This window comes from Streptomyces sp. NPDC055400 (assembly GCF_053644375.1).
In genome coordinates, this window is the sequence record NZ_JBSHLM010000007.1 from 214,127 (window position 1) to 233,502 (window position 19,376).

Below are 19,376 nucleotides of genomic sequence, written 5' to 3' on the forward strand. Positions count from 1 at the left end.
CCCTGCCTAGGCGGCGAGTTCCGCGAGCAGCGCGTCGATCCGTTCGGCGTGCTGCTCCGGGACCCGGCCCGTGTCGTCGAGGTGCACGGCGCAGGACGTGGTCGTGTCGACGAGGGCTTCGAGGGTGACGGCCACGTCCTCCGTGCCGGCCGTGTGCCGGGCGAGCGGGGGAAGTTCGGCGGCGGCGAGGTCGATCGCGGTGCGCGCCTCGGCGAGTGCGCGGTACGCCTCGCGGCGCAGCGTCCACCGTCCGGCGCGGTCGTCGGACCCGCTGAGCACATGGAGAACGTAGGCCCGCGCGGCCTCGCCGGCGGTGGTCAGGCGCGTACGGACGGCGCCGCCGCCACGGCCCGGCGCAGGCAGCGGCAGGTGGCCGACGCAGAGCACGATCGCGCACGCGAGCAGCGTCTCCCCGATCCGGGCCAGGGCCATCTGCGGTTCTCCGCCCACCATCACGAGGGACAGCACGAAGACGGTCACGACGGCAGTCTGGGCGGCGAAGTGCCGTGTGCCCACGGGAATCAGCGCGCCGCCGAGCACCACGAGCGCGACGGGTCCCGCGGGGCCGGGCAGCAGCGCAGCGAGCCCCGCGAAGAGCGCCGCTCCGAACACCGTCCCGAACGCCCGGCACAGCACGCGCGAGGCGAGCGGCCCGAGGTCCGGCTTGACGAGGAAGACGACGGTCGCGGGCAGCCAGTACCAGTGGGCGTTGTGGAGGAGCTGGGCGACGGCGGCACCGGCCCCGAAGCAGAGCGCCACCCGGATCCCGTACTCGCGCCCGGCGGGGCCGACGACTCTGCGCAGGGCGGTGACGGGGGTGCGGGGGCGGGTGTGCAGCGGCTGGGGCCCGGCGTCGCGCGGCTGGTCGTCGAGGCCGGTGGCACTCACGGTGACAGGGAACGGGGCGACACGGGTCCGGCCACGTACGGGTCCGTCGAAGGCCACGGCCGCGTGCAGCAGTGCCTCGTCCAGCGCGCGCAGGGCCGCGTCGGAGCGGGCGGGTGCGGGCAGCGGGCCGCACGGCTGCGCGGTGCGGACGGCGTCGGCGAGGCGCCACAGGCCCTCCGACGCGCGGGCCGGGAGAGGGCTTCCCGCCCAGGCGAGGGCGGTGGCCGCCTCGCCGAGCGGCAGGGCGGCGGCGTACTGCGCATGGAGGCGGCGCTCTTCCCGGGAACCCGCGTACCGGCGCAGACGCGGTCCGGACAGGGCGTCCTGCGCGTGATCGAGCGCGGCGGTCAGGGCGGCGCGTTGCGCGGTGGCCCGGGGTGAGCCCGCCGCGTCGACGAGCCCGGCCACGGCCGCGTACACCTGGGCGACGGCGGCGCGTTCGCCGTCGAAACGGTACGCACCTGCCCCAGTCGGCGACGGCAGCATGCTCCGCAGCACGAGGAGCCAGCCTGCGCCCGCGAGGAACAGCAGGGCCCGCTGCCAGCCGGCCTCCGGCAGCGGCATGCCCGCACCGATCGCGACGGCGACGAGGAGTTGAGTTGCGCAGGCGGACCCGATCGGCCCGACGGCGCTGAGGGCGCCGCCCGCGAACCCGAGCAGCGCGAACACGCCGACCAGCGCGGCGGAACCCGCATGCGCGCCGACCCACGTACCGAGGGCGAGTCCGCCCGCGCCGGCCAAGGCAGGGACCCCGATCCGGGGCACCGCGGCGCGACGGCTGCCGGGCCGGTCGTTGATTCCCGCGAACATGGCACCGAGCGCGGCGAGCACCCCGGCGGAGGGACGGCCTGCGAGCAGGGCCGCGACGAGGAGCGGCCCGGCCGCGAGTGCGCCGCGCACGACGGCGCTCCATGGGACGGGGCCGCGCTGGACGCGCAACGCGTGGCCGAGCCACGGTGGAAGGGGGCGGAGGGTGGTGCGCACGGTGCTCCTGTCGGCGGGTCCGGGGCGGGGGTGTGCCGCGGGACGACGTCGGCCTGGGCTGCTGCGTCAACGGTAGGTGGCGTATTTGGAGGGAAAGGTACGTGCGCGTTTCCACGATGTGACGATGTGCGGGACTTCGTGCGGGACTCCTCGGAACGGGCCCGCCGCAGGTCACCCGGGCGGCGCCATGGCAGGATTGCGCGCCGTGAGCAGCGAGGACGGCTGGCCGGACGTGCCCGGCGACACGGCCCTGACGATTCGGATCCCGGAGGCGGACGCGTTCGTGCGGGCGCCGTTCCCGGCCCACATCACGGTGCTGTACCCCTTTCTCCCCGCCGCGCGGATCACGCCGGAGGTCCACGCCGAGTTGTCGGCGCTGTTCGCGGAGCGGGACCCGTTCGACCTGACGTTCGCGGAGTTCCGCCGCTACCCGGGTGTCCTCTATCTCCCGCCCGCTCCCGAGGACCCCGTCCACGCCCTCACGAAGTCCTTGCGGGAGCGCTGGCCGGAGGCGGTCCCCTACCGGGGCGTGTTCGGGCCGGAGGGTCTGGACCCTCACCTCACGCTCGCGAACGACGAGGGACCCGAGACGTACGAGGCGGCGTACGACGCGCTGGAGCGGGCACTGCGGCCCATGCTGCCGGTGACGGCGCGCGTCGGGTCGGTGCGCCTGATCGTGACGGACGGGCGAGTGTGGGAGGACTGGGCGGTGTACGAGCTGGGGCACTCACCCACGCAGCCTGCACCCCTGATCCCGCCCGCGCAGCCTGTACGGGCTTCGCCCGCTCAGCCCCTGCGCGCGGAGTCGACGGCGCTCTCCAGGAGAAGCTGAGTCCGGTCGACCACGTCGGCCAGGTCGCCGGACGCCCCTGCAAGCAGGCTGTGCACGCCGAGGAGACCCGCGCGCTCCAGGAGCCGCTTCTCGTTGGTGACCCAGGCGCCGCGCGCGGCGAGTACGGCGTGGGCGGCCGACATCGCGGCCACGGCGACCGCTCCGTGCACCTCGGCCCTGCCGCCCTGGGGCGCGTTGTTGGCCTTGGCGTACTGGAGCGTGCCCAGGGCGCGTCCCCACCACATCTCGGGGGCCGCCTTGCGCAGCGCCGCGGGGTAGCCGGCGGGCCGGGGCACCGTGCCGCGCAGCACTTGGTTGACGGCGAGCTCGCCGACGACGAGGTAGGTCGGGATCCCGGCCAGATGGAACATCAGGGGCTCCCAGCGGACGCACCCCCGCTCGGCCTCGGCCAACTCCCGCTCCACCACGTCGAGATCGCGGTAGTGGACGTCGACGCGCCGCCCGTCGACGGTCAGCCAGGCCCCGCCGTTGAAGACCCCGCCACCCCACCCGCCGATCTCGGAGACCTCCCCTTCCCACCCGATGCCCCGCAGGTCGTCCGGCTGGAAATCACCCCGGTAGTAGACCGCGAAGTCCCAGTCGCTGTCCGGCCGTTGAGTGCCCTGGGCCCGCGACCCGCCGAGCGCGACGGCCCGCACACCGGGAAGCGCGGCGAGCCGCTCGGCGACGTGGTCGAGGAAAACGGCATCGGTCATGGCTTCGGGTGCGGCGGGCATGAGTCCACGCTATCGACGGCGCCGCAGGACGGTCGACTCCATTACGGGGCGCCCAGGGCGCGCACTTGGGGGCGGACGCGTACATGACGGAGAATCGCTCCGTACGTATACGCCTTCCGCGCCCGCCCGGACAAGGAGTTCTGTGCCAGCCCGACCCGCCCGACCCACCCGTTCCGTGATCGGTGCCGCCGGTAGCCACCCCTGCACCCTCGTGGTGTGCAGGGGCTGCTGTTGCGGCAACACGGCGAAGTACCCCGGCTATGACCACGCGTGGCAGTTGGAGCGGCTGCGGGCGGCGGCCGCCTCGTCCGGTGGGTCGGTCGCGGTGCGGGTGACGGACTGTCTGGGTCCGTGCGACCAGGCGAACGTCATGGTGGTGCAGCCGTCGGGCGAGGGCCGGCGGCGGGGCGGACGCCCCGCATGGGTGGGCTGGTCGATGGGCGACGACGCGACGGACGAGATCCTGCGCTGGGCCGAGGCGGGCGGCCCCGGGATCGCTCCGGCCCCGGCCGCCCTGGAGCTCCAGTTCATCGAGACCCCCGGCGAACGGACCCGCCGCCGCACGCGCCGCTGACGGCGGCACCCGACGGCTGACCACTCCCTCGGCATGCCAAGTGCGCTATGACGTTCGACCTGTCGTCACCGGCGGCGGGATCTCGCCGAAGGTGCCGGGCAGATCGATCCGCTCGACGCGCTCGACACCGACGTCCCTGAGCGGCCCGACCAGCAGGTCATGCGCCTCCCGCACGGGCTCGGCCGGGAAGCCGGGGCCCCTCGCTGTCCGGCGGCCACCCTTGAGGTGCATGGCATTTTGTCCGAATTTTCCGTTGCGGTGACGTGTGGCGTACGGGTGACTCGCCGGATCAGGGCAATCCGGGACTAAGGTCGAGGCATGGCTTCGGATACTGCTTCGGATACCGCCTCGAATTCCGCCTCGGATTCCGGTTCGGGCACTGGTTCGAATACGGCTTCGAACGCGGCGGCTGCGGCGCGGGCGGCCGGTCCCGGCGCCGGTGAGAGCGTGCGGATCGACAGCTGGATCTGGTCCGTGCGGCTGGCCAAGACGCGCTCGGCGGGCGCGACGGCATGCCGGGGCGGGCATGTGAAGGTCAACGGCGAGCGCGTGAAAGCCGCCTACAACGTGCGCGTGGGCGACGAGGTGCGGGTGCGCCAGGCCGGCGGCCACGAGCGGGTCGTGATCGTGAAGCGCCTGATCCGCAAGCGCGTGGGCGCCCCGGTGGCCGTCGAATGCTACGTCGACAACAGCCCGCCGCCCCCGCCGCGCGCGGCCGTCGCCCCCGTGGCCGTCCGCGACCGCGGCGCGGGCCGCCCGACGAAGCGGGACCGCAGGGACATGGACCGGCTGCGCGCGACGTTCGGCGCAGGCCCCGTCCCCCCGGCCGAGCACGACGGAAACCAACGCGACAAAGGCTGACCCCGTACGTCGACGGGGTCAGCCTCCGGCCGCGCGGGTCACGCCCGGCGCTTGACCAGGCGGACCAGATCCGCGTTGCTCCGGCGCCGTGTCCACGCGAGCAGCGCCAGCGGGACGATCAGGACGAGCGGCGTCGCCGCGTTCTCCCCGTCGAAGTACGACATCTGCACGACGAACGCGCCGGTCATCAGCGCGCCCAGCGCGATCGGGGCGACCCCGGAGAGCACCGGCACCAACAGGGCGATTCCACCGGCCAGTTCGAGGGCACCGATGACGTACATCGCCGCGCTCCCCCACCCGATCGTGTCGAACGACTCGACCGCCGACGGGTGCGCGATCAGCTTGGGCAGGGCGCTTGCGACGCCGTAGAACAGCGCGAGCAGCACCGTGAGCGTGCGCAGCGCGATACGGGCGGCGCGCGCCCTGCCGGCGACCGGGGCGGAGGTGACGGAGGCGGCGGTCGTGACGGGGGCGGTGGTCTCGGACATGGGGTGCTCCTCGGTGAGTCGGCGCCGGGCTCGCTGTCCGGCTGTCACAGAGGTAGACGGCGCCGCCCCAGGCAACTCATCGGTCGCCCGGCACCCTAGGCAAGTACCGCCCGCACCCACACCTGGTCGTCCGTGAGGTACTGGTCGACCTTCAGCCCGGCCTGCGCGAGCGCCTCTTCGAACTGCTCCTGCGTCAGGGGACGCGCCAGGAACGTGTGCGTCCAGGCCGCGTCGGGGAACTCGTACTCCGCACGGACCGAGTTCACCCCGTCCCCCACGGGCTCCGCGGACACGATGCGGACCGTGAAACCGCTCGGGTCCACACGCTCGCGCGGCAGGTTCGTGTGATAGTCCGGGCCCTCGCGCTGGATCAACACGCAGCCCTTGTCGGCGACATGACGCCGACAGGTGTCGAGCAGCCCCTGCCGCACCGCCACGTCCCCTGCGTGCACGAGGAACGACGCGAGCAGCACCACGTCGAACGTCCCGCCCGCGTCCAGCGACTCCACCGGCGAACAGATCGTCCGCACCCCGCGCACCCGCTCCAGCATCTCGGCGGACTCGTCCACGGCCGTGACCGTGAAGCCGCGCTCGACGAGGGGGTGCGTCATCCGGCCGACACCACTGCCCAGTTCGAGAATGCTCGCTCCCGCGGGCACGGCCGAGGCGATGATGTCGGGCTCGTCCCCTACGGGCAGGCGCGCGTACAGATCGACCGCGCAGCCGTCCGGCGTGATGGCGCCGGGTCCCGTCCCTCCGTATCCCTCACGCATCTCAAGGCTCATGCCCCTCCAACGAACCGTTCTGGGACGGCAGTTCCCGACCACGGCAACGGGAACCAGCCATGCCCTCCGTACCAGTGCCCGCCGCTCCGCAGATGGTCGCCGACGGCCCGTTCGACGCTCGTACGGCGCGGCAGGGTCCCGACGGGGAGGCGGGGGTCACCGAAGACGAAGCCTACCGGGCCCTCGTCGTCCGGTTCCATGTCCTCCCAGGACGTGCGGAATCGCTCCTGGAAGCGCACCACGTTGGAGTCCTTCGGCAGCCGGTCCTTCAACTGGGGATCGAGGAGCCAGGAGTGGCAGACGGCGGCCTCGTAGCGCTCGTCGGGGTAGTACCGCGCGAAGAACTCCCGGGCCAGGGCCAGGGACCGGTCGCACGCGCGCGGGGAGAGCGGGCCACTGAAGTCGGGGATGTGGAGGTTCATGCACAGGTCGTCCGCCGTCACCGGCAGGCCCGCGGCCGCGGCAGCGCCGGCCGAGCGCCCGCCGAGCAGGGCCCGCTGATACTGGAGCCGGCCCAGCTGGTAGAGCTCCCCGTGGAAGTGCAGGCCGAGCCAGGCCACCGCATGGATGCCGCAACTGCCGTACCGCCTGCGGTGGACGGCCATGTGGCGTCCGAGGTCGGCGAGGGTGCGCCGCGAGACCTCGTCCGGCACCCCGAGAGAGCGGTGGTACGCGCGCGTGGCGGGCAGCGCGGCGACGTAGACGTACACGGAGAAGCAGCGTTCGAGCACGTCGCCACCGTCGGGCGGGGACGGGAAGCGAGGGCTTCCGTCGACCGCGCCCATGTCCCGGGTGACGGCCCCCACGGCCCGCTCCAGGAGATCGCGCACCCCGGGGTCGTCGGCCACGCGGGGGCGCAGCGCGACCAGTTCGTTGATGTCCTCGTGGGCGACCCCGAGGTCGAGCAGCACCTCGGGCAGGTCCTCCGCGTCGGGGACGACCGCCTCCGCCCGCTCCTGTCCGTCGAGCGCCTCCACCCACCCTGCGAGCCGCTCGCCGCTCTTCTGCCCGTCCAGCACGCGTCCTCCCCTCCGCCGGCCGAACGCCGGTGGCCGCACTCCACCGACCGGAACCCACCTCACCTTTTCAGGGAACGGTGCGCCGCGCGAGAGGCCGGACGTACCCGACGCCTCCGCCCGTGACGAGGCACCCTGGAGGGGGTGCCCCTTCACGGGCGGAGGTGATGACGATGCGTACGGGCAGTGAACCCGTGACCGCGCGCAGTGCTCTACGCGCCCGGCTGTGGCTCAGCATCTGGGGTCTGGCCTGGACGATCTTCGGCACGGTCGCGTTCATCCTCACGAACCGCCCGTGGTGGGCGTTCGCGTGCGGTGTGCTGTGGCTGGTCGTGACCGTCGACCTGTTCGTGATCACCCGCCACATCCGGCAGGGCCCGCACTACCAGCCGGGCCCCGACGTACCCCCCTACGCTCCCCCGAACGTACCGCCCTACGATCCCCCGGACGTACCGCCCGATCATCCCCCGGACGACAAGCCCTAGACCGCCCTGGAACTCCCTAGGGGCCTCGCCCTACTGAGCGTCGTCGAAAGCTGCAGCGGCCACGTAGTCCGGCTGCGGATCGAGCGCCGCTGCCAGCCGGAAATGGCGCCTCGCCTGGTCCGGCCGCGCGGCACGCTGATAGGTGCGGGCGAGCGCGAAGTGCGCGAACGCGTTGTCCGGCTCGCGCTCCAGGACGATGGTGAACTCGAGTTCGGCGGCCCGCAGTTGGGCCGCCGCGAAGAACGCGCGGGCGCGCAGCAGCCGCGCCGCCGTGTTCTCGGGGTGGGCCGCGATGACCGGGTCGAGCAGTTTCACCGCGCCTCGCGGGTCGCGTGCCGTGAGCAGATGCTCAGCGGCACGGAAGTCGATGACATGCGTCTCCGGGTTGGAGTGGGGCACAGCGGTCTCCCTCCTTCGTCGTCCACGTCAACGGCGTGAACTGTCGGCCCTATTCCTCCCCCGTAACACCCTGACGTACGTACGTCCGACCGCTGCGATGACTCAGCCCCAGGTCACCGTGAGTACCGCGCCGAGCACGGCCAGCGCCACACCCGCGGCCACGAACACCCAGTCGAGGGCGGCCCGCTCGCCGCCGATGAGCACGGTCTCACGGGGGTCGTCGACGTCGTACGCGATGCCGACGTGGCCGCCCGGCGGCAGCGGAAGCCGTCGGGTGGGCGGCGCGGGGGACGTCACCTCGACGACGCGGCCGTCGTGCGTCTCGAACTGCAGCAGGGGCCGCTCGGCACCCGTCTGCGGGGGTTTCACGAGTGCCTGGGTGACGCGTCCGGCCTCGCTGATCCGCCGGGTCCGCCAGAGCCCGTACGCCCCGGCGAGGATCGCCACCAGGCCGCCGAGGAACGTGAACGCCGCCAGTACGACCACGCCCGTCCCCCTTCTAGGCCGCTGACGCCCGTTGTGCGAGGTCCGCCCAGACGGCGTCGACCCGCCGGTGCAGCTCGTCGAGCGGCACGTCGTTGTCGATCACGATGTCGGCGGTCTCCAGGCGCTTGTCGCGGGTGGCCTGGGCGGCCATGCGGGCGCGGGCGTCCTCCTCGCTCATGCCGCGCAGGCGCACGAGGCGGTCGAGCTGGGTCTCGGGGCTCGCGTCGACGACGATCACGAGGTCGTACAGCGGTGCGAGGCCGTTCTCGGCGAGCAGCGGTACGTCGTGCACGACGACGGAGTCACCGGTGGCGGCGGCTTCGAGTTCGGCGGAGCGGGCACCGACCAGTGGGTGCACGATCGAGTTGAGGACGGCGAGACGGTCCGCGTCGGCGAACACGATCGCGCCGAGCGCGGGCCGGTCCAGCGAGCCGTCCGGGGCGAGCACGTCGCTCCCGAACGCCTCGACGACCGCGGCGAGTCCGGGAGTTCCGGGCTCCACGACCTCCCGCGCGATGCGGTCCGCGTCGATCAGTACGGCCCCGTGCTCCACGAGCAGCCGGGACACCTCGCTCTTGCCGGCACCGATTCCGCCGGTCAGACCCACCTTCAGCATGCGGGCAGCTTAGGCGAGGCCCCCACTGCTGACCACAGCCCCTATGCGTCGCCCTCGCGTTCGGCGAGGAACTTCTCGAACTCGAGGCCGATCTCGTCGGCGGACGGGATGTCGGTCGGTTCGGCCAGCATGTTCCCGCGGCTCTCGGCGCCCGCGGCAGCGTCGAACTGGTGCTCAAGTCCCTGGACGAGCGCGACGAGTTCCTCGTCGCCCTCCTGGATCTGCCGGTCGATCTCCGTCTGCGTGCGGTACGCCTCCGTGCGCAGCCCGTGCGCCACCGACGGCAGCACCAGGCCGGTCGCCGCCGTGATGGCTTCGAGGACGGTCAGCGCGGCGTCGGGGTACGGCGAGCGCGCGATGTAGTGCGGAACGTGCGCGGCGACACCGAGTACGTCGTGTCCGGCCTCCATGAGGCGGTACTCGACGAGGGACTCCGCGCTGCCCGGGACCTGCGCCTCGTCGAACGGGCTGCGGTGGCCGGGGACGAGCTCGGTCCTGTTGCCGTGCGGGGTGAGGCCGACGGGCCGCGTGTGCGGCACGCCCATGGGGATCCCGTGGAAGTTGACCGCGAGACGCACGCCGAGCCGCTCGACGATCTCCTTCACAGCGGCGGCGAAACGCTCCCACTCGACGTCCGGCTCGGGGCCGGAGAGCAGCAGGAAGGGGGCTCCCGTGGCGTCCTGGACGAGCCGCACCTCAAGGGCGGGCACGTCGTAGTCCGTCCAGCGGTCGCGCCGGAAGGTGAGCAGCGGGCGGCGGGCCCGGTAGTCGACGAGCCGGTCGTGGTCGAACCGCGCCACGACCTGGTGCGGCAACGAGTCGAGGACACGGTCCACGATCTGGTCGCCGGTCTCACCCGCGTCGATGTATCCGTCGAAGTGGTAGAGCATGACCAGTCCGGCCGACTCCTGGGCGAGCGCCATGTCCACCACGGCCAGGCCCTTCGGCTCCCATGCGTACAAACCCTGCGGATCAAGCACTGTGACCGCTCCTCCTCGTGTTCGTTAGGGGAACGCGCGGCAGGGCGCGGGCATTCCCTCCCCGCGCCCCTCACAGACACCTCTTCCCTGTCGTGCGTCCCTACGCGGCCAGCGCGCGCGTGTGGAGCCTGGTGACTGCCCGGCGGGCGGAGGTGAACGCCCCGTGCTGCCATGCGTCGGTGTAGCTGAGCCAGTCCCCGGCGAAGTAGACGCGGCCCGTGGGTTCGTTGAGCGGCTTGTAGCGGGGGTCGTCGGGGCCGCCGGGGGTGTCGTGCCAGGCGGCTTCGAGGTGCGGGGTCTGGCGCCAGTGATGCGAGAAGGAGGAGGCGAGTTCGGTGCGGTACTTCTCGCCGTAGATCTTCACGCCGGCGGCCACGGCACGCTTCTCGCGCTCGCCCGGTGTGAGCTTGGCGTACGAGTCGGCGTCGCCGTCGTAGTTGTAGTAGCCGACGAGTACGCCGCGCTCGCCGTGGAAGCCGTAGGAGGGGTGCCAGATGTGGGTGACGTCGAGGTCGGTCTCGGTGATGCCGCCGTAGATCTTGTGGTCGAGCTCCCACCAGCGGGACCGGTACTCCAGGCCGATCTTGCCCGCGGACTGCGGGGTGATGGCCTCCAGTGCGGACTGCACGCCGGAGCCGAGGTTGTGCGGGATCTTCGCGAGGATGTTGGGCGGCAGCGCGCCGACGCAGTAGTCGGCCTCGACGGCTCTCGTCCTGCCGCCCTGCGTGTAGGTGACGGTGACTCCGCCCGCCGTCTGGGTGATCCTGCTGACGACGGCTCCCGTACGCACCTTGTGCGCACCGATCGCGCGCGTCAGCGCCTTCGGTATCTGGTCCATGCCGCCCACGGGCTGGAACATCAGCATGGCCTGGTCGAAGCCGAACTCGAAGGAGAAGTACCGCCCGACGCCGCTGGCGAACACGTCCGACGCGGAGGGCAGGTCGCCGAGCATCACTCCGGGTGTCCCGGTGGCTGCCGGGACGGTGCTGTAGCCGCGGCGCTCCGAGCCCGCGTAGCCGAGCTTGTCGCCGAGGTCCCCGAAATCCTTGAGGAACTCCATGAGGCGGTCCTGGTCGGAGGCGGTGAGTTCCTTGTCGAGGGCGCCCTTGTCGGTGGCCTTGGCGAGCAGCTCCGATACGTAGCCGTACACGTCGGCCTTGGCGGTGCGGTAGCGCACGGGGGCGGTCATGCCGGCGGACTCGTTGTAGAGATAGGCGTCGGCGTTCGTGTTCGTGAACACCTCGACGGGGACGCCGAGTTCGCGGCAGTAGTCGAGGGTGACCATCCACTGGGGCAGCCGCGCCGGGCCGGCGTTCAGGTACTGGCCCTGTGCGAAGCGCGCGGTCTGCCGGTTGCCGTACAGGTCGACGGTGCTGTCGCCGCCGCGCACCGTGAAGTTGCGGCCGCCGGTGCGGTCCCTCGCCTCCAGGACCGTACAGTCGTAGCCCGCCTTGCCGAGTTCGTACGCCGTCGCGAGTCCGGCGATGCCGCCGCCCACGACGACGACCTTGGCGGCGCCGCGGCCGGTGAGCGTGAAATCGCCCGGCTTCGGTGCGCTGTAGGCCTGTTCGCGGGAGGCGGCCTGCGCGGTGGGGGCGAGGCCGAGGGCTCCCATGGTGGCGAACATCGCGCCCGCACCACCGCTCACCCCGACGTTGCGCAGGAAGGTCCGGCGGCTCGAGCCCGCCTCCGGTCGCTGCTGTACTGCCATGCTGACGGCTCCCCTCACGATCTTGAGTGACCCGGGGATCCTCGCAACGGCCTGTTACGGCACAGGAGTTACTCGTGTATCTCCCACGTTTCCCTCCCCGCACACCCCACTGGTCCAGACCTTGACGCAGCCACGCCATACTCCTAGGTTCATGACTGCACCCAGAGTTCACGTACGAGAACACTCTTTTGCACGAACCGACGGGAAGGCACCCCCACATGCGCATCCGTTCCGCGCTCCTGCCCGCTCTGACCGCCTCCGTGCTCGTCGCCGGAGCCGCCACGGCCCTCGCGACGCCCGCCGCCGGAGCCGTCCAGGTCATCGAGGTCTCCACCGCGGCGCAGCTCAAGTCGGCGCTCACCGCGGCCGCCCCCGGTGACACGATCCGTCTTGCCGACGGCACGTACACGGGCAACTTCAAGACGTCGCTCGCCGGGAGTTCCGGCTCGCGCATCACCCTGACCGGCTCCGCGAAGGCGGTCCTCACAGCGGGCGGCGGCTACGGCCTGCATCTGAACGGCGCCTCGTACTGGACGGTCCAGGGCATCACCGTCACCGGCGGTCAGAAGGGCATCATGATCGACTCGGCGAAGGGCGTCGTCGTCGACACGGTCACCGTCCACGGGCTCGACATGGAGGGCGTCCACTTCCGTAACTCCAGCACGGACGGGACGATCAAGAACTCGCGGATCTACGACACCGGCAACGACGGCCGCGGCATGGGCGAGGGCGTCTACGTCGGCACAGTCGGCGGAACCTCGGACAGGAGTGACCGCGTCCAGATCACCGGCAACACGATCGGCCCGGACGTCGGCGGCGAGAACGTCGACATCAAGGAGGGCACGACGGGCGCGCGGATCGTGGGCAACAGGTTCGACGGCAGCGGCCTGACCGGGGCCAACTTCGACGACTCCTGGGTCGACGTGAAGGGCAACGACGTCCTGGTCGAGAACAACAGGGGCAGCGCCACCACGAACAACGGCTACGAGACCCACACCCAGCAGTCCGGCTGGGGCTGCGGCACCGTCTTCCGCTCCAACACGTCGGACCTGCGCGGCGCGACGGGCGACAAGCAGCTGGCGGTCAACGTGACGAACGCCGGCGGAAGCTGCGTGACGACGGTCTACAGCAGCAACACGGTCACCGGCGGCAAGGGCCTGACGAACGTACCGGTCACTCCATAGGAAACGTCGGCGGACACAGAGAAGCGGGCCCGCACCCAAGGGGTGCGGGCCCGCTCAACTACTTACCGGAACCCGGAGGGTTCAGGTCAGCTCTGACCACCGGCCAGCTTCTCACGGAGCGCGGCGAGCGCCTCGTCCGAAGCAAGCGCGCCGGAGCTGTCGTCCGACTCCGAGGAGTACGAACCGCCGCCGCCACCGGAGGCAGCCGGGGCGCCGGCCGGAGCGGCAGCACCCTCGGCCTCGGCCTGGGCGTCGGCCTCGCGGGACTTGATGACCTGAGCCTGGTGCTGCTCGAAGCGCTGCTGCGCCTCGGCGTACTGGGTCTCCCAGGCCTCGCGCTGGGTCTCGTAGCCCTCGAGCCAGTCGTTGGTCTCGGGGTCGAAGCCCTCGGGGTAGATGTAGTTGCCCTGGTCGTCGTACGACGCGGCCATGCCGTACAGGGTCGGGTCGAACTCGACCGTCGACGGGTCGGCACCGAAGGCCTCGTTGGCCTGCTTCAGCGAGAGGCTGATGCGGCGACGCTCGAGGTCGATGTCGATGACCTTGACGAAGATCTCGTCGTTGACCTGGACGACCTGCTCCGGGATCTCCACGTGGCGCTCGGCCAGCTCGGAGATGTGGACCAGACCCTCGATGCCCTCGTCCACGCGGACGAACGCACCGAACGGAACCAGCTTCGTGACCTTGCCGGGGACGACCTGGCCGATCTGGTGCGTACGGGCGAACTGCTGCCACGGGTCTTCCTGCGTCGCCTTCAGCGACAGGGAGACACGCTCGCGGTCCATGTCGACGTCGAGGACCTCGACGGTGACTTCCTGGCCGACCTCGACAACCTCGGACGGGTGGTCGATGTGCTTCCAGGACAGCTCGGAGACGTGCACGAGACCGTCGACGCCACCCAGGTCCACGAAGGCACCGAAGTTGACGATCGAGGAAACGACGCCGGAGCGGACCTGACCCTTCTGGAGGGTCGTGAGGAACGTCTGGCGAACCTCGGACTGGGTCTGCTCGAGCCAGGCACGGCGGGACAGGACCACGTTGTTGCGGTTCTTGTCCAGCTCGATGATCTTGGCCTCGAGCTCCTTGCCCACGTAGGGCTGGAGGTCGCGGACGCGGCGCATCTCGACGAGGGAAGCCGGCAGGAAGCCACGGAGGCCGATGTCGAGGATGAGACCACCCTTGACGACCTCGATGACGGTACCGGTGACGATGCCGTCTTCTTCCTTGATCTTCTCGATCGTGCCCCAGGCACGCTCGTACTGAGCGCGCTTCTTGGACAGGATCAGACGGCCTTCCTTGTCCTCCTTCTGGAGAACCAGGGCCTCGATCTCGTCGCCGACCTTGACGACCTCGTTCGGGTCGACATCGTGCTTGATCGAGAGCTCACGGCTCGGGATCACGCCTTCGGTCTTGTAACCGATGTCGAGCAGGACCTCGTCCCGGTCGACCTTCACGATGACGCCGTCGACGATGTCGCCGTCGTTGAAGTACTTGATCGTCTCGTCGATCGCGGCGAGGAAGGCTTCCTCGTTACCGATGTCGTTGACCGCTACCTGCGGGGTGGTGGCGGTGGTCTCGGTGCTGCTCGTCATGTGGGTAAGGGCTCCGGTACGGACATTGAAGTCGTAGGTACTGCTACGCCGGGAGCCCGTGATCGCACTGCAGAAGGCCGGACAGCTCAGGAAGCGCCACTCCCGGAGGGGGCGCCTCGATTACCGAGGGGACATACATACAGATGCGAGCGCAGCCTGCTACGTCTGAGGAGCGCAGGCTCGCAGCGCAACTTGTAGCATACGGGGGCAGCCGGACAGGGTCAATGCGCGAAGGCGCACACCCGGGGCGAACTTCGCATACCCGGCACAAAACCTGTCGCACGAGGCCATGGGCCGCCAGGCACTCTGCCGCGACGGGTTGAACGGAAGAGTACGACTAGGGAGCCCATCATCCAAGAGCCCGAACCGTTCGAGCCTGAAGCCACCCGGCGCGACGCCGATGTCACGGAGAGTTCCCGTGCCAATCGTGGTTGGTGGGACAGGAACGCGGACGACTACCAGGTCGAGCACGGCACGTTCCTCGGGGACGACCGCTTCGTGTGGGGGCCCGAGGGTCTCGACGAGGTGGAGGCCGAGCTGCTCGGCCCGGCGGAGGACCTGAAGGACAAGGTCGTCCTGGAGATCGGCGCGGGCGCGGCGCAGTGCTCGCGCTGGCTCGCCGCGCAGGGCGCGCACCCCGTCGCCCTCGACCTCTCGCACCGGCAGCTCCAGCACGCGCTGCGCATCGACGGCGGCGCGGTGCCGCTGGTGCAGGCGGACGCGGGCGCGCTGCCGTTCGCGGACGGCTCGTTCGACCTGGCGTGCTCGGCGTACGGCGCGCTCCCCTTCGTCGCCGATCCGGTGCGGGTGCTCCGGGATGTGCACCGGGTGCTGCGGCCCGGCGGCCGGTTCGTGTTCTCGGTGACGCATCCGATCCGCTGGGCGTTCCCGGACGAGCCGGGGCCGGAGGGCCTCTCCGTAGCGGCCTCCTACTTCGACCGCACCCCTTACGTGGAGCAGGACGACGAGGGGCGCGCCGTATACGTGGAGCACCACAGGACGGTCGGTGACCGGGTGCGGGACATCGTGGCCGGCGGTTTCCGCCTGGTGGACCTCGTGGAGCCGCAGTGGCCCGCGTGGAACACGCAGGAGTGGGGCGGCTGGTCGCCGCTGCGCGGCAACCTGATCCCGGGGACGGCGATCTTCGTCTGCGAGCGAAGCTAGATCCAAGGGGTCTCCCCCGGCCCTTGGCCGGGAGGAGAGACTGGGCGCGTGATCCGTGACGACGCTCTGGACCTGCCTGTACGCAGTGCGCTGCCCGGCCTGCGCGATGCCCTCGACGGGCCCGCGGCGCCGGGCAGCGCCGTTCTCGTGGCGCCGCCGGGGACCGGCAAGACGACCCTGGTGCCGCTGGTGCTCGCCGGGCTCGTCGGTGACGGGCCCGCGCGGCGTGTCGTCGTCGCGGAGCCGCGGCGGATCGCGGCGCGGGCCGCGGCGCGGCGGATGGCGTGGCTGCTCGGTGAGAAGGCCGGCGAGAGCGTCGGCTACACGGTGCGCGGTGAGCGGGTGATGGGGCGGCACGCGCGTGTGGAGGTCGTCACGACGGGTGTGCTCCTGCAACGGCTCCAGCGCGACCAGGAGCTGGCGGGCGTGGAGGTCGTCATGCTCGACGAGGTCCACGAGCGGCATCTGGACGCGGACACGGTCGCGGCGTTCCTGTGCGACGTGCGCGAGGCGCTGCGACCCGAGCTTCGGCTGGTGGCGGCGTCGGCGACGACGGACGCGCAGGGCTGGGCGCGGCTGCTCGGCGGGGCGCCCGTGGTCGAGGCCGAGGGAATCTCGTATCCCGTGGAGACGGTGTGGGCGCCGCCCGCGCGTCCGGTGCGGCCGCCGCACGGGATGCGGGTGGATCCGGCGTTGCTCACGCACGTGGCGGCCGTGGTGCGGCGCGCGCTGCGGGAGCAGAGCGGGGATGTGCTGTGTTTCCTGCCGGGGGTCGGTGAGATCGCGCGCGTGGCCGGGCAATTGGGAGGGCCCGGTGATGTGGATGTGCTACAGGTCCACGGGCGGGCGCCGGCCGCGGTGCAGGACGCGGTGCTCTCGCCCGGTGCGCGGCGGCGGGTGGTGCTCGCGACGTCCGTGGCCGAGTCGTCCCTGACGGTTCCGGGTGTGCGGGTCGTCGTGGACTCGGGGCTCGCGCGGGAGCCGCGGGTGGACCACGCGCGCGGGCTGAGCGCCCTGACGACCGTACGGGCCTCGCAGGCGGCGGGGCGGCAGCGGGCGGGGCGTGCCGGGCGCGAGGCTCCCGGCGTGGTGTACCGGTGCTGGACGGAGGCGGAGGACGTGCGGCTGCCCCGGTTCCCCGCGCCGGAGATCAAGGTGGCGGACCTGACGGCGTTCGCGTTGCAGGCGGCGTGCTGGGGCGATCCGGACGCCTCGGGCCTCGCGCTCCTGGACGCTCCGCCGGCCGGGGCGATGGCCGCGGCCCGGTCCGTCCTGACGGCGATCGGGGCGGTCGGAGCGGACTCGGGCCGGGCCACGGAACGCGGCGCGCGCCTCGCGGGCCTCGGCCTGCATCCGCGCCTGGCCCGCGCCCTCCTCGACGCGACCCCGCTGGTGGGCGCTCGCCGCGCGGCCGAGGTGGTCGCCCTCCTGAGCGAGGAGCCGCCCCGCGACTACGGCGACGATCTGGCCGCCGCGTGGCGCACGGCGCGCCGGGGCGCCGACGCGTACGCCGCGCGCTGGAAGACGGAGGTACGTCGGCTCACGGGGGCGGCAGGGGCCGGATCTGAGCGAACCGCCGGGCCGACCCCGGTGCGCGGGGCCGGGACCGGGGATCTGTCCGAGGACCGGGTCGCCGGCATCGTCGCCGCGCTCGCCTTCCCCGAGCGGGTGGGGCGTGGGCGTGACGGCGAGTACCTGATGGTGTCCGGTACCCGGGCCGCGCTCGCGGAGGGGTCACGGCTGCGGGGCGCGCCGTGGATCGCCGTCGCGGTCGCCGACCGGCCGGTGGGTGCCGGCCACGCGCGCGTGCGGCTCGCCGCGGTCGTCGACGAGGAGGTCGCGCTGCGTGCCGCGGCGCCGCTGCGTACCGAGGGGGACGAAGTGGCGTGGGCCGACGGGGAGTTGGTGGCGCGGCATGTCGAGCGGCTCGGCGCGGTGGAACTCGCCGTGCGCCCGCTGAAGGAGGCCGCCCCCGCTCTCGTACGGGAGGCGTTGGAGGAAGGGCTGCGGCGGGAGGGGTTCTCTCTGCTGCGGTGGTCTCGGGAGGCCGGGGAGCTGCGGGAGCGGCTCGCGTTCCTGCACCGGACGCTGGGTGAGCCCTGGCCCGACGTGTCGGACGACGCGCTGCACGCGCGCGTGGACGAGTGGCTGGAGCCGGAACTCGGCAAGGCACGGCGCCGGTCGGATCTGGGCCGGATCGACGCGGGCCAGGCGCTGCGGCGGCTGCTCCCCTGGGCGAGCGGTGACGCGGCCCGCCTCGACGAGCTGGCGCCGGAGCGACTTGAGGTGCCGAGCGGGTCCAGGATCCGGATCGACTACGCGAACCCCGAACAGCCCGTACTGGCCGTGAAGGTGCAGGAGATGTTCGGGCTGCACGAGTCGCCGCGCGTGGCCGGTGTGCCGGTCCTGGTGCATCTGCTGTCACCCGCGGGGCGTCCCGCGGCGGTGACGGCGGATCTCGCCTCCTTCTGGCGCGAGGGGTACCGGGCGGTGCGGGCCGAGCTGCGCGGCCGCTACCCGAAGCATCCGTGGCCCGAGGATCCGGCGGGCGCGGTCGCGACGCGGCACACGAGCGCGCGGCTCAGGCGCTGACGGGTTCCGGCTCGTGCTCCGGGGCGGCCTCGGGCTCGCCCGGGCGGCGGCTGCGGGCCTCGAGCCACAGGGAGAGCGCGAGCAGGAGCAGGCCGAGGATCAGGAAGCCCCACGGCAGGTACGAGGTGAGCAGGACGACCAGGACGCGGTTGGACTTGACGAGGTCGACCGTCGACCTGATGTAGTCCTCGCGCATCTTCACGTGGCCCTTGAAGACCGTCACCTTGTCGCGGCCTCCCAGGAGCGTGCCGCCGCGGAGTTCGTTGTTCTGGATCTCCTCGCCGTAGACGGGGGCGCCGGTGACCGGCTCGACCCAGAACTTGCGGACCGTGCTGTACCAGCGGGTGGTGCCGGTCTTGGCGACGGACTCCGGCGTGATGCCCTTGACCGGCATCGTCTTGGGGAGGGGAACCTTCGTCCAGGGGATGGTCTGCTCGAAGTAGTAGACCTTCACGCCGCGGAACGTCTGGGTCCCCTTGTAGTGGATGGGCCGGGTGACGCGGGCCTGGGCGTCGTAGTACTCGTAGTCCCGCTTCTCCGTGAGGAAGGGCCACTTGAACTCGATGCCGTCCCGCCTGACCTTGTCGCCGTCGACGGTCTCGGCGTACTTGCCCGTGGGGTGGACGGGTGCCTGGCTGTGGGCGTCGAAGACGTAGCGCTCGGGGACCTGGGAGACCATCTTGCCGTCGGGTCCGACGACGTAGGAGAGGGAGTCCCAGACGACGACGTCGCGGCCCGCGCTCTTCTCGACCTCTTCGGAGGCCTCCACGTTGCCCTTGAGCGTCTGGACGATCGTGACCTTGGGGACCTTCTTCGCCTGCATCGAGCCGTAGTCGAGGAGGGTCGGGTTCTTCGCCTCCAGGACGGCGTTCTGGTACTGGCCGGCCGGGATCTTCGCGAGGCGTGGGAACGCGTACCAGCGCATCAGCGGGGACATCGCCGTGCAGAACACGGCGAGGGCGAGCAGGATCAGGCTGGCCTTGCGGCGCATCGCGGCGGCCT

General features: G+C 71.8%; 20 protein-coding genes. 7 read left to right on the top strand and 13 right to left on the bottom strand.

All coding sequences use genetic code 11. The annotated features are described in order from the left end of the window. Positions 1-6: 6 nt before the first annotated feature. Positions 7-1,872, bottom strand: coding sequence for an FUSC family protein (locus ACWIGU_RS20395; RefSeq protein WP_454402764.1), 1,866 nt, complete (start codon positions 1,870-1,872; stop codon positions 7-9). 205 nt (positions 1,873-2,077) lie between these two features. On the opposite strand from ACWIGU_RS20395, the gene ACWIGU_RS20400 reads away from it, so the two are divergent. Then, complete coding sequence (locus ACWIGU_RS20400; protein WP_454402766.1) at positions 2,078-2,704, top strand: 2'-5' RNA ligase family protein; 627 nt, start codon at positions 2,078-2,080, stop codon at positions 2,702-2,704. Here ACWIGU_RS20400 and ACWIGU_RS20405 read toward each other — a convergent pair. Beyond that, positions 2,659-3,441, bottom strand: coding sequence for a nucleotidyltransferase family protein (locus tag ACWIGU_RS20405; protein WP_454402768.1), 783 nt, complete (start codon positions 3,439-3,441; stop codon positions 2,659-2,661). The two genes, ACWIGU_RS20400 and ACWIGU_RS20405, sit on opposite strands and share 46 nt — an antisense overlap. Before the next feature lie 142 nt (positions 3,442-3,583). On the opposite strand from ACWIGU_RS20405, the gene ACWIGU_RS20410 reads away from it, so the two are divergent. Then, positions 3,584-4,015 (top strand): (2Fe-2S) ferredoxin domain-containing protein, encoded by a 432-nt coding sequence (locus ACWIGU_RS20410; protein WP_454402770.1) that lies wholly within the window; start codon positions 3,584-3,586, stop codon positions 4,013-4,015. Between the two features lie 45 nt (positions 4,016-4,060). Here the strand turns inward: ACWIGU_RS20410 and ACWIGU_RS20415 are convergent, their stop codons facing one another. Next, positions 4,061-4,246 (bottom strand): hypothetical protein, encoded by a 186-nt coding sequence (locus tag ACWIGU_RS20415; RefSeq protein WP_454402772.1) that lies wholly within the window; start codon positions 4,244-4,246, stop codon positions 4,061-4,063. Between the two features lie 87 nt (positions 4,247-4,333). Here ACWIGU_RS20415 and ACWIGU_RS20420 point away from each other — a divergent pair, with 87 nt between their 5' ends. Further along, entirely contained in the window at positions 4,334-4,876 is a 543-nt protein-coding gene (locus tag ACWIGU_RS20420; protein ID WP_454402774.1) for an RNA-binding S4 domain-containing protein, read from the top strand. Positions 4,877-4,914: 38 nt separating this feature from the next. Here ACWIGU_RS20420 and ACWIGU_RS20425 read toward each other — a convergent pair whose 3' ends face one another. From ACWIGU_RS20425 to ACWIGU_RS20435, 3 genes are all read right to left on the bottom strand, one after another. Next, positions 4,915-5,364, bottom strand: a complete 450-nt coding sequence (locus ACWIGU_RS20425) for a DoxX family protein (RefSeq protein ID WP_454402776.1) — start codon at positions 5,362-5,364, stop codon at positions 4,915-4,917. 95 nt (positions 5,365-5,459) lie between these two features. Beyond that, positions 5,460-6,137: a class I SAM-dependent methyltransferase gene (locus ACWIGU_RS20430; protein ID WP_454403085.1), complete on the bottom strand. Its 678-nt coding sequence runs from the start codon at positions 6,135-6,137 to the stop codon at positions 5,460-5,462. Between the two features lie 8 nt (positions 6,138-6,145). Beyond that, the gene (locus ACWIGU_RS20435; RefSeq protein WP_454403087.1) at positions 6,146-7,126 is read right to left on the bottom strand and encodes an acyltransferase domain-containing protein; all 981 of its coding nucleotides are present in this window, start codon (positions 7,124-7,126) and stop codon (positions 6,146-6,148) included. Between the two features lie 212 nt (positions 7,127-7,338). Between ACWIGU_RS20435 and ACWIGU_RS20440 the strand changes: the two genes are divergently transcribed. Beyond that, positions 7,339-7,650, top strand: a complete 312-nt coding sequence (locus tag ACWIGU_RS20440) for a DUF6343 family protein (RefSeq protein WP_454402778.1) — start codon at positions 7,339-7,341, stop codon at positions 7,648-7,650. 30 nt (positions 7,651-7,680) lie between these two features. On the opposite strand, the gene ACWIGU_RS20445 is transcribed toward ACWIGU_RS20440, so the two are convergent. The 5 genes from ACWIGU_RS20445 to ACWIGU_RS20465 all read right to left on the bottom strand — a co-directional run bounded on the left by ACWIGU_RS20445 (position 7,681) and on the right by ACWIGU_RS20465 (position 11,842). Continuing rightward, the gene (locus ACWIGU_RS20445; protein WP_356274491.1) at positions 7,681-8,049 is read right to left on the bottom strand and encodes a tetratricopeptide repeat protein; all 369 of its coding nucleotides are present in this window, start codon (positions 8,047-8,049) and stop codon (positions 7,681-7,683) included. 102 nt (positions 8,050-8,151) lie between these two features. Further along, on the bottom strand, positions 8,152-8,535 hold the full coding sequence (locus tag ACWIGU_RS20450) for a hypothetical protein (protein WP_454402780.1): 384 nt from the start codon (positions 8,533-8,535) through the stop codon (positions 8,152-8,154). A gap of 13 nt (positions 8,536-8,548) precedes the next feature. Further along, a complete protein-coding gene (coaE, locus tag ACWIGU_RS20455; protein WP_454402782.1) occupies positions 8,549-9,151 on the bottom strand; it encodes a dephospho-CoA kinase in 603 nt (200 codons plus the stop codon). A 41-nt stretch (positions 9,152-9,192) separates the two neighbouring features. Then, positions 9,193-10,131 (bottom strand): PAC2 family protein, encoded by a 939-nt coding sequence (locus tag ACWIGU_RS20460; protein WP_454402784.1) that lies wholly within the window; start codon positions 10,129-10,131, stop codon positions 9,193-9,195. A 100-nt stretch (positions 10,132-10,231) separates the two neighbouring features. Then, on the bottom strand, positions 10,232-11,842 hold the full coding sequence (locus ACWIGU_RS20465; RefSeq protein ID WP_454402786.1) for a flavin monoamine oxidase family protein: 1,611 nt from the start codon (positions 11,840-11,842) through the stop codon (positions 10,232-10,234). Positions 11,843-12,060: 218 nt separating this feature from the next. On the opposite strand from ACWIGU_RS20465, the gene ACWIGU_RS20470 reads away from it, so the two are divergent. Beyond that, positions 12,061-13,026 (top strand): right-handed parallel beta-helix repeat-containing protein, encoded by a 966-nt coding sequence (locus ACWIGU_RS20470; protein WP_454402788.1) that lies wholly within the window; start codon positions 12,061-12,063, stop codon positions 13,024-13,026. An 86-nt stretch (positions 13,027-13,112) separates the two neighbouring features. Here the strand turns inward: ACWIGU_RS20470 and rpsA are convergent, their stop codons facing one another. Next, on the bottom strand, positions 13,113-14,618 hold the full coding sequence (gene rpsA, locus ACWIGU_RS20475; RefSeq protein WP_329574325.1) for a 30S ribosomal protein S1: 1,506 nt from the start codon (positions 14,616-14,618) through the stop codon (positions 13,113-13,115). A gap of 306 nt (positions 14,619-14,924) precedes the next feature. Here rpsA and ACWIGU_RS20480 point away from each other — a divergent pair, with 306 nt between their 5' ends. Both ACWIGU_RS20480 and hrpB read left to right on the top strand, forming a co-directional pair. Continuing rightward, positions 14,925-15,782 carry a class I SAM-dependent methyltransferase gene (locus ACWIGU_RS20480; RefSeq protein ID WP_454403089.1) on the top strand — a complete coding sequence of 286 codons (858 nt, stop codon included), beginning with the start codon at positions 14,925-14,927 and terminating at the stop codon, positions 15,780-15,782. A 48-nt stretch (positions 15,783-15,830) separates the two neighbouring features. Then, positions 15,831-18,374 carry an ATP-dependent helicase HrpB gene (hrpB, locus tag ACWIGU_RS20485; RefSeq protein ID WP_454402790.1) on the top strand — a complete coding sequence of 848 codons (2,544 nt, stop codon included), beginning with the start codon at positions 15,831-15,833 and terminating at the stop codon, positions 18,372-18,374. On the opposite strand, the gene ACWIGU_RS20490 is transcribed toward hrpB, so the two are convergent. After that, the gene (locus ACWIGU_RS20490) at positions 18,364-19,365 is read right to left on the bottom strand and encodes a DUF3068 domain-containing protein (protein ID WP_454402792.1); all 1,002 of its coding nucleotides are present in this window, start codon (positions 19,363-19,365) and stop codon (positions 18,364-18,366) included. The two genes, hrpB and ACWIGU_RS20490, sit on opposite strands and share 11 nt — an antisense overlap. Between the last annotated feature and the right edge of the window lie 11 nt (positions 19,366-19,376).

Coding starts and splice junctions, on each gene's coding strand:
- ACWIGU_RS20440 (WP_454402778.1), top strand. CDS start 7,339: ATGCGTACGGGCAGTGAACCCGTGACCGCGCGCAGTGCTCTACGCGCC.
- ACWIGU_RS20430 (WP_454403085.1), bottom strand. CDS start 6,137: ATGCGTGAGGGATACGGAGGGACGGGACCCGGCGCCATCACGCCGGAC.
- ACWIGU_RS20405 (WP_454402768.1), bottom strand. CDS start 3,441: ATGCCCGCCGCACCCGAAGCCATGACCGATGCCGTTTTCCTCGACCAC.
- ACWIGU_RS20490 (WP_454402792.1), bottom strand. CDS start 19,365: ATGCGCCGCAAGGCCAGCCTGATCCTGCTCGCCCTCGCCGTGTTCTGC.
- ACWIGU_RS20420 (WP_454402774.1), top strand. CDS start 4,334: ATGGCTTCGGATACTGCTTCGGATACCGCCTCGAATTCCGCCTCGGAT.
- ACWIGU_RS20425 (WP_454402776.1), bottom strand. CDS start 5,364: ATGTCCGAGACCACCGCCCCCGTCACGACCGCCGCCTCCGTCACCTCC.
- coaE (WP_454402782.1), bottom strand. CDS start 9,151: ATGCTGAAGGTGGGTCTGACCGGCGGAATCGGTGCCGGCAAGAGCGAG.
- ACWIGU_RS20465 (WP_454402786.1), bottom strand. CDS start 11,842: ATGGCAGTACAGCAGCGACCGGAGGCGGGCTCGAGCCGCCGGACCTTC.
- rpsA (WP_329574325.1), bottom strand. CDS start 14,618: ATGACGAGCAGCACCGAGACCACCGCCACCACCCCGCAGGTAGCGGTC.
- ACWIGU_RS20470 (WP_454402788.1), top strand. CDS start 12,061: ATGCGCATCCGTTCCGCGCTCCTGCCCGCTCTGACCGCCTCCGTGCTC.
- ACWIGU_RS20415 (WP_454402772.1), bottom strand. CDS start 4,246: ATGCACCTCAAGGGTGGCCGCCGGACAGCGAGGGGCCCCGGCTTCCCG.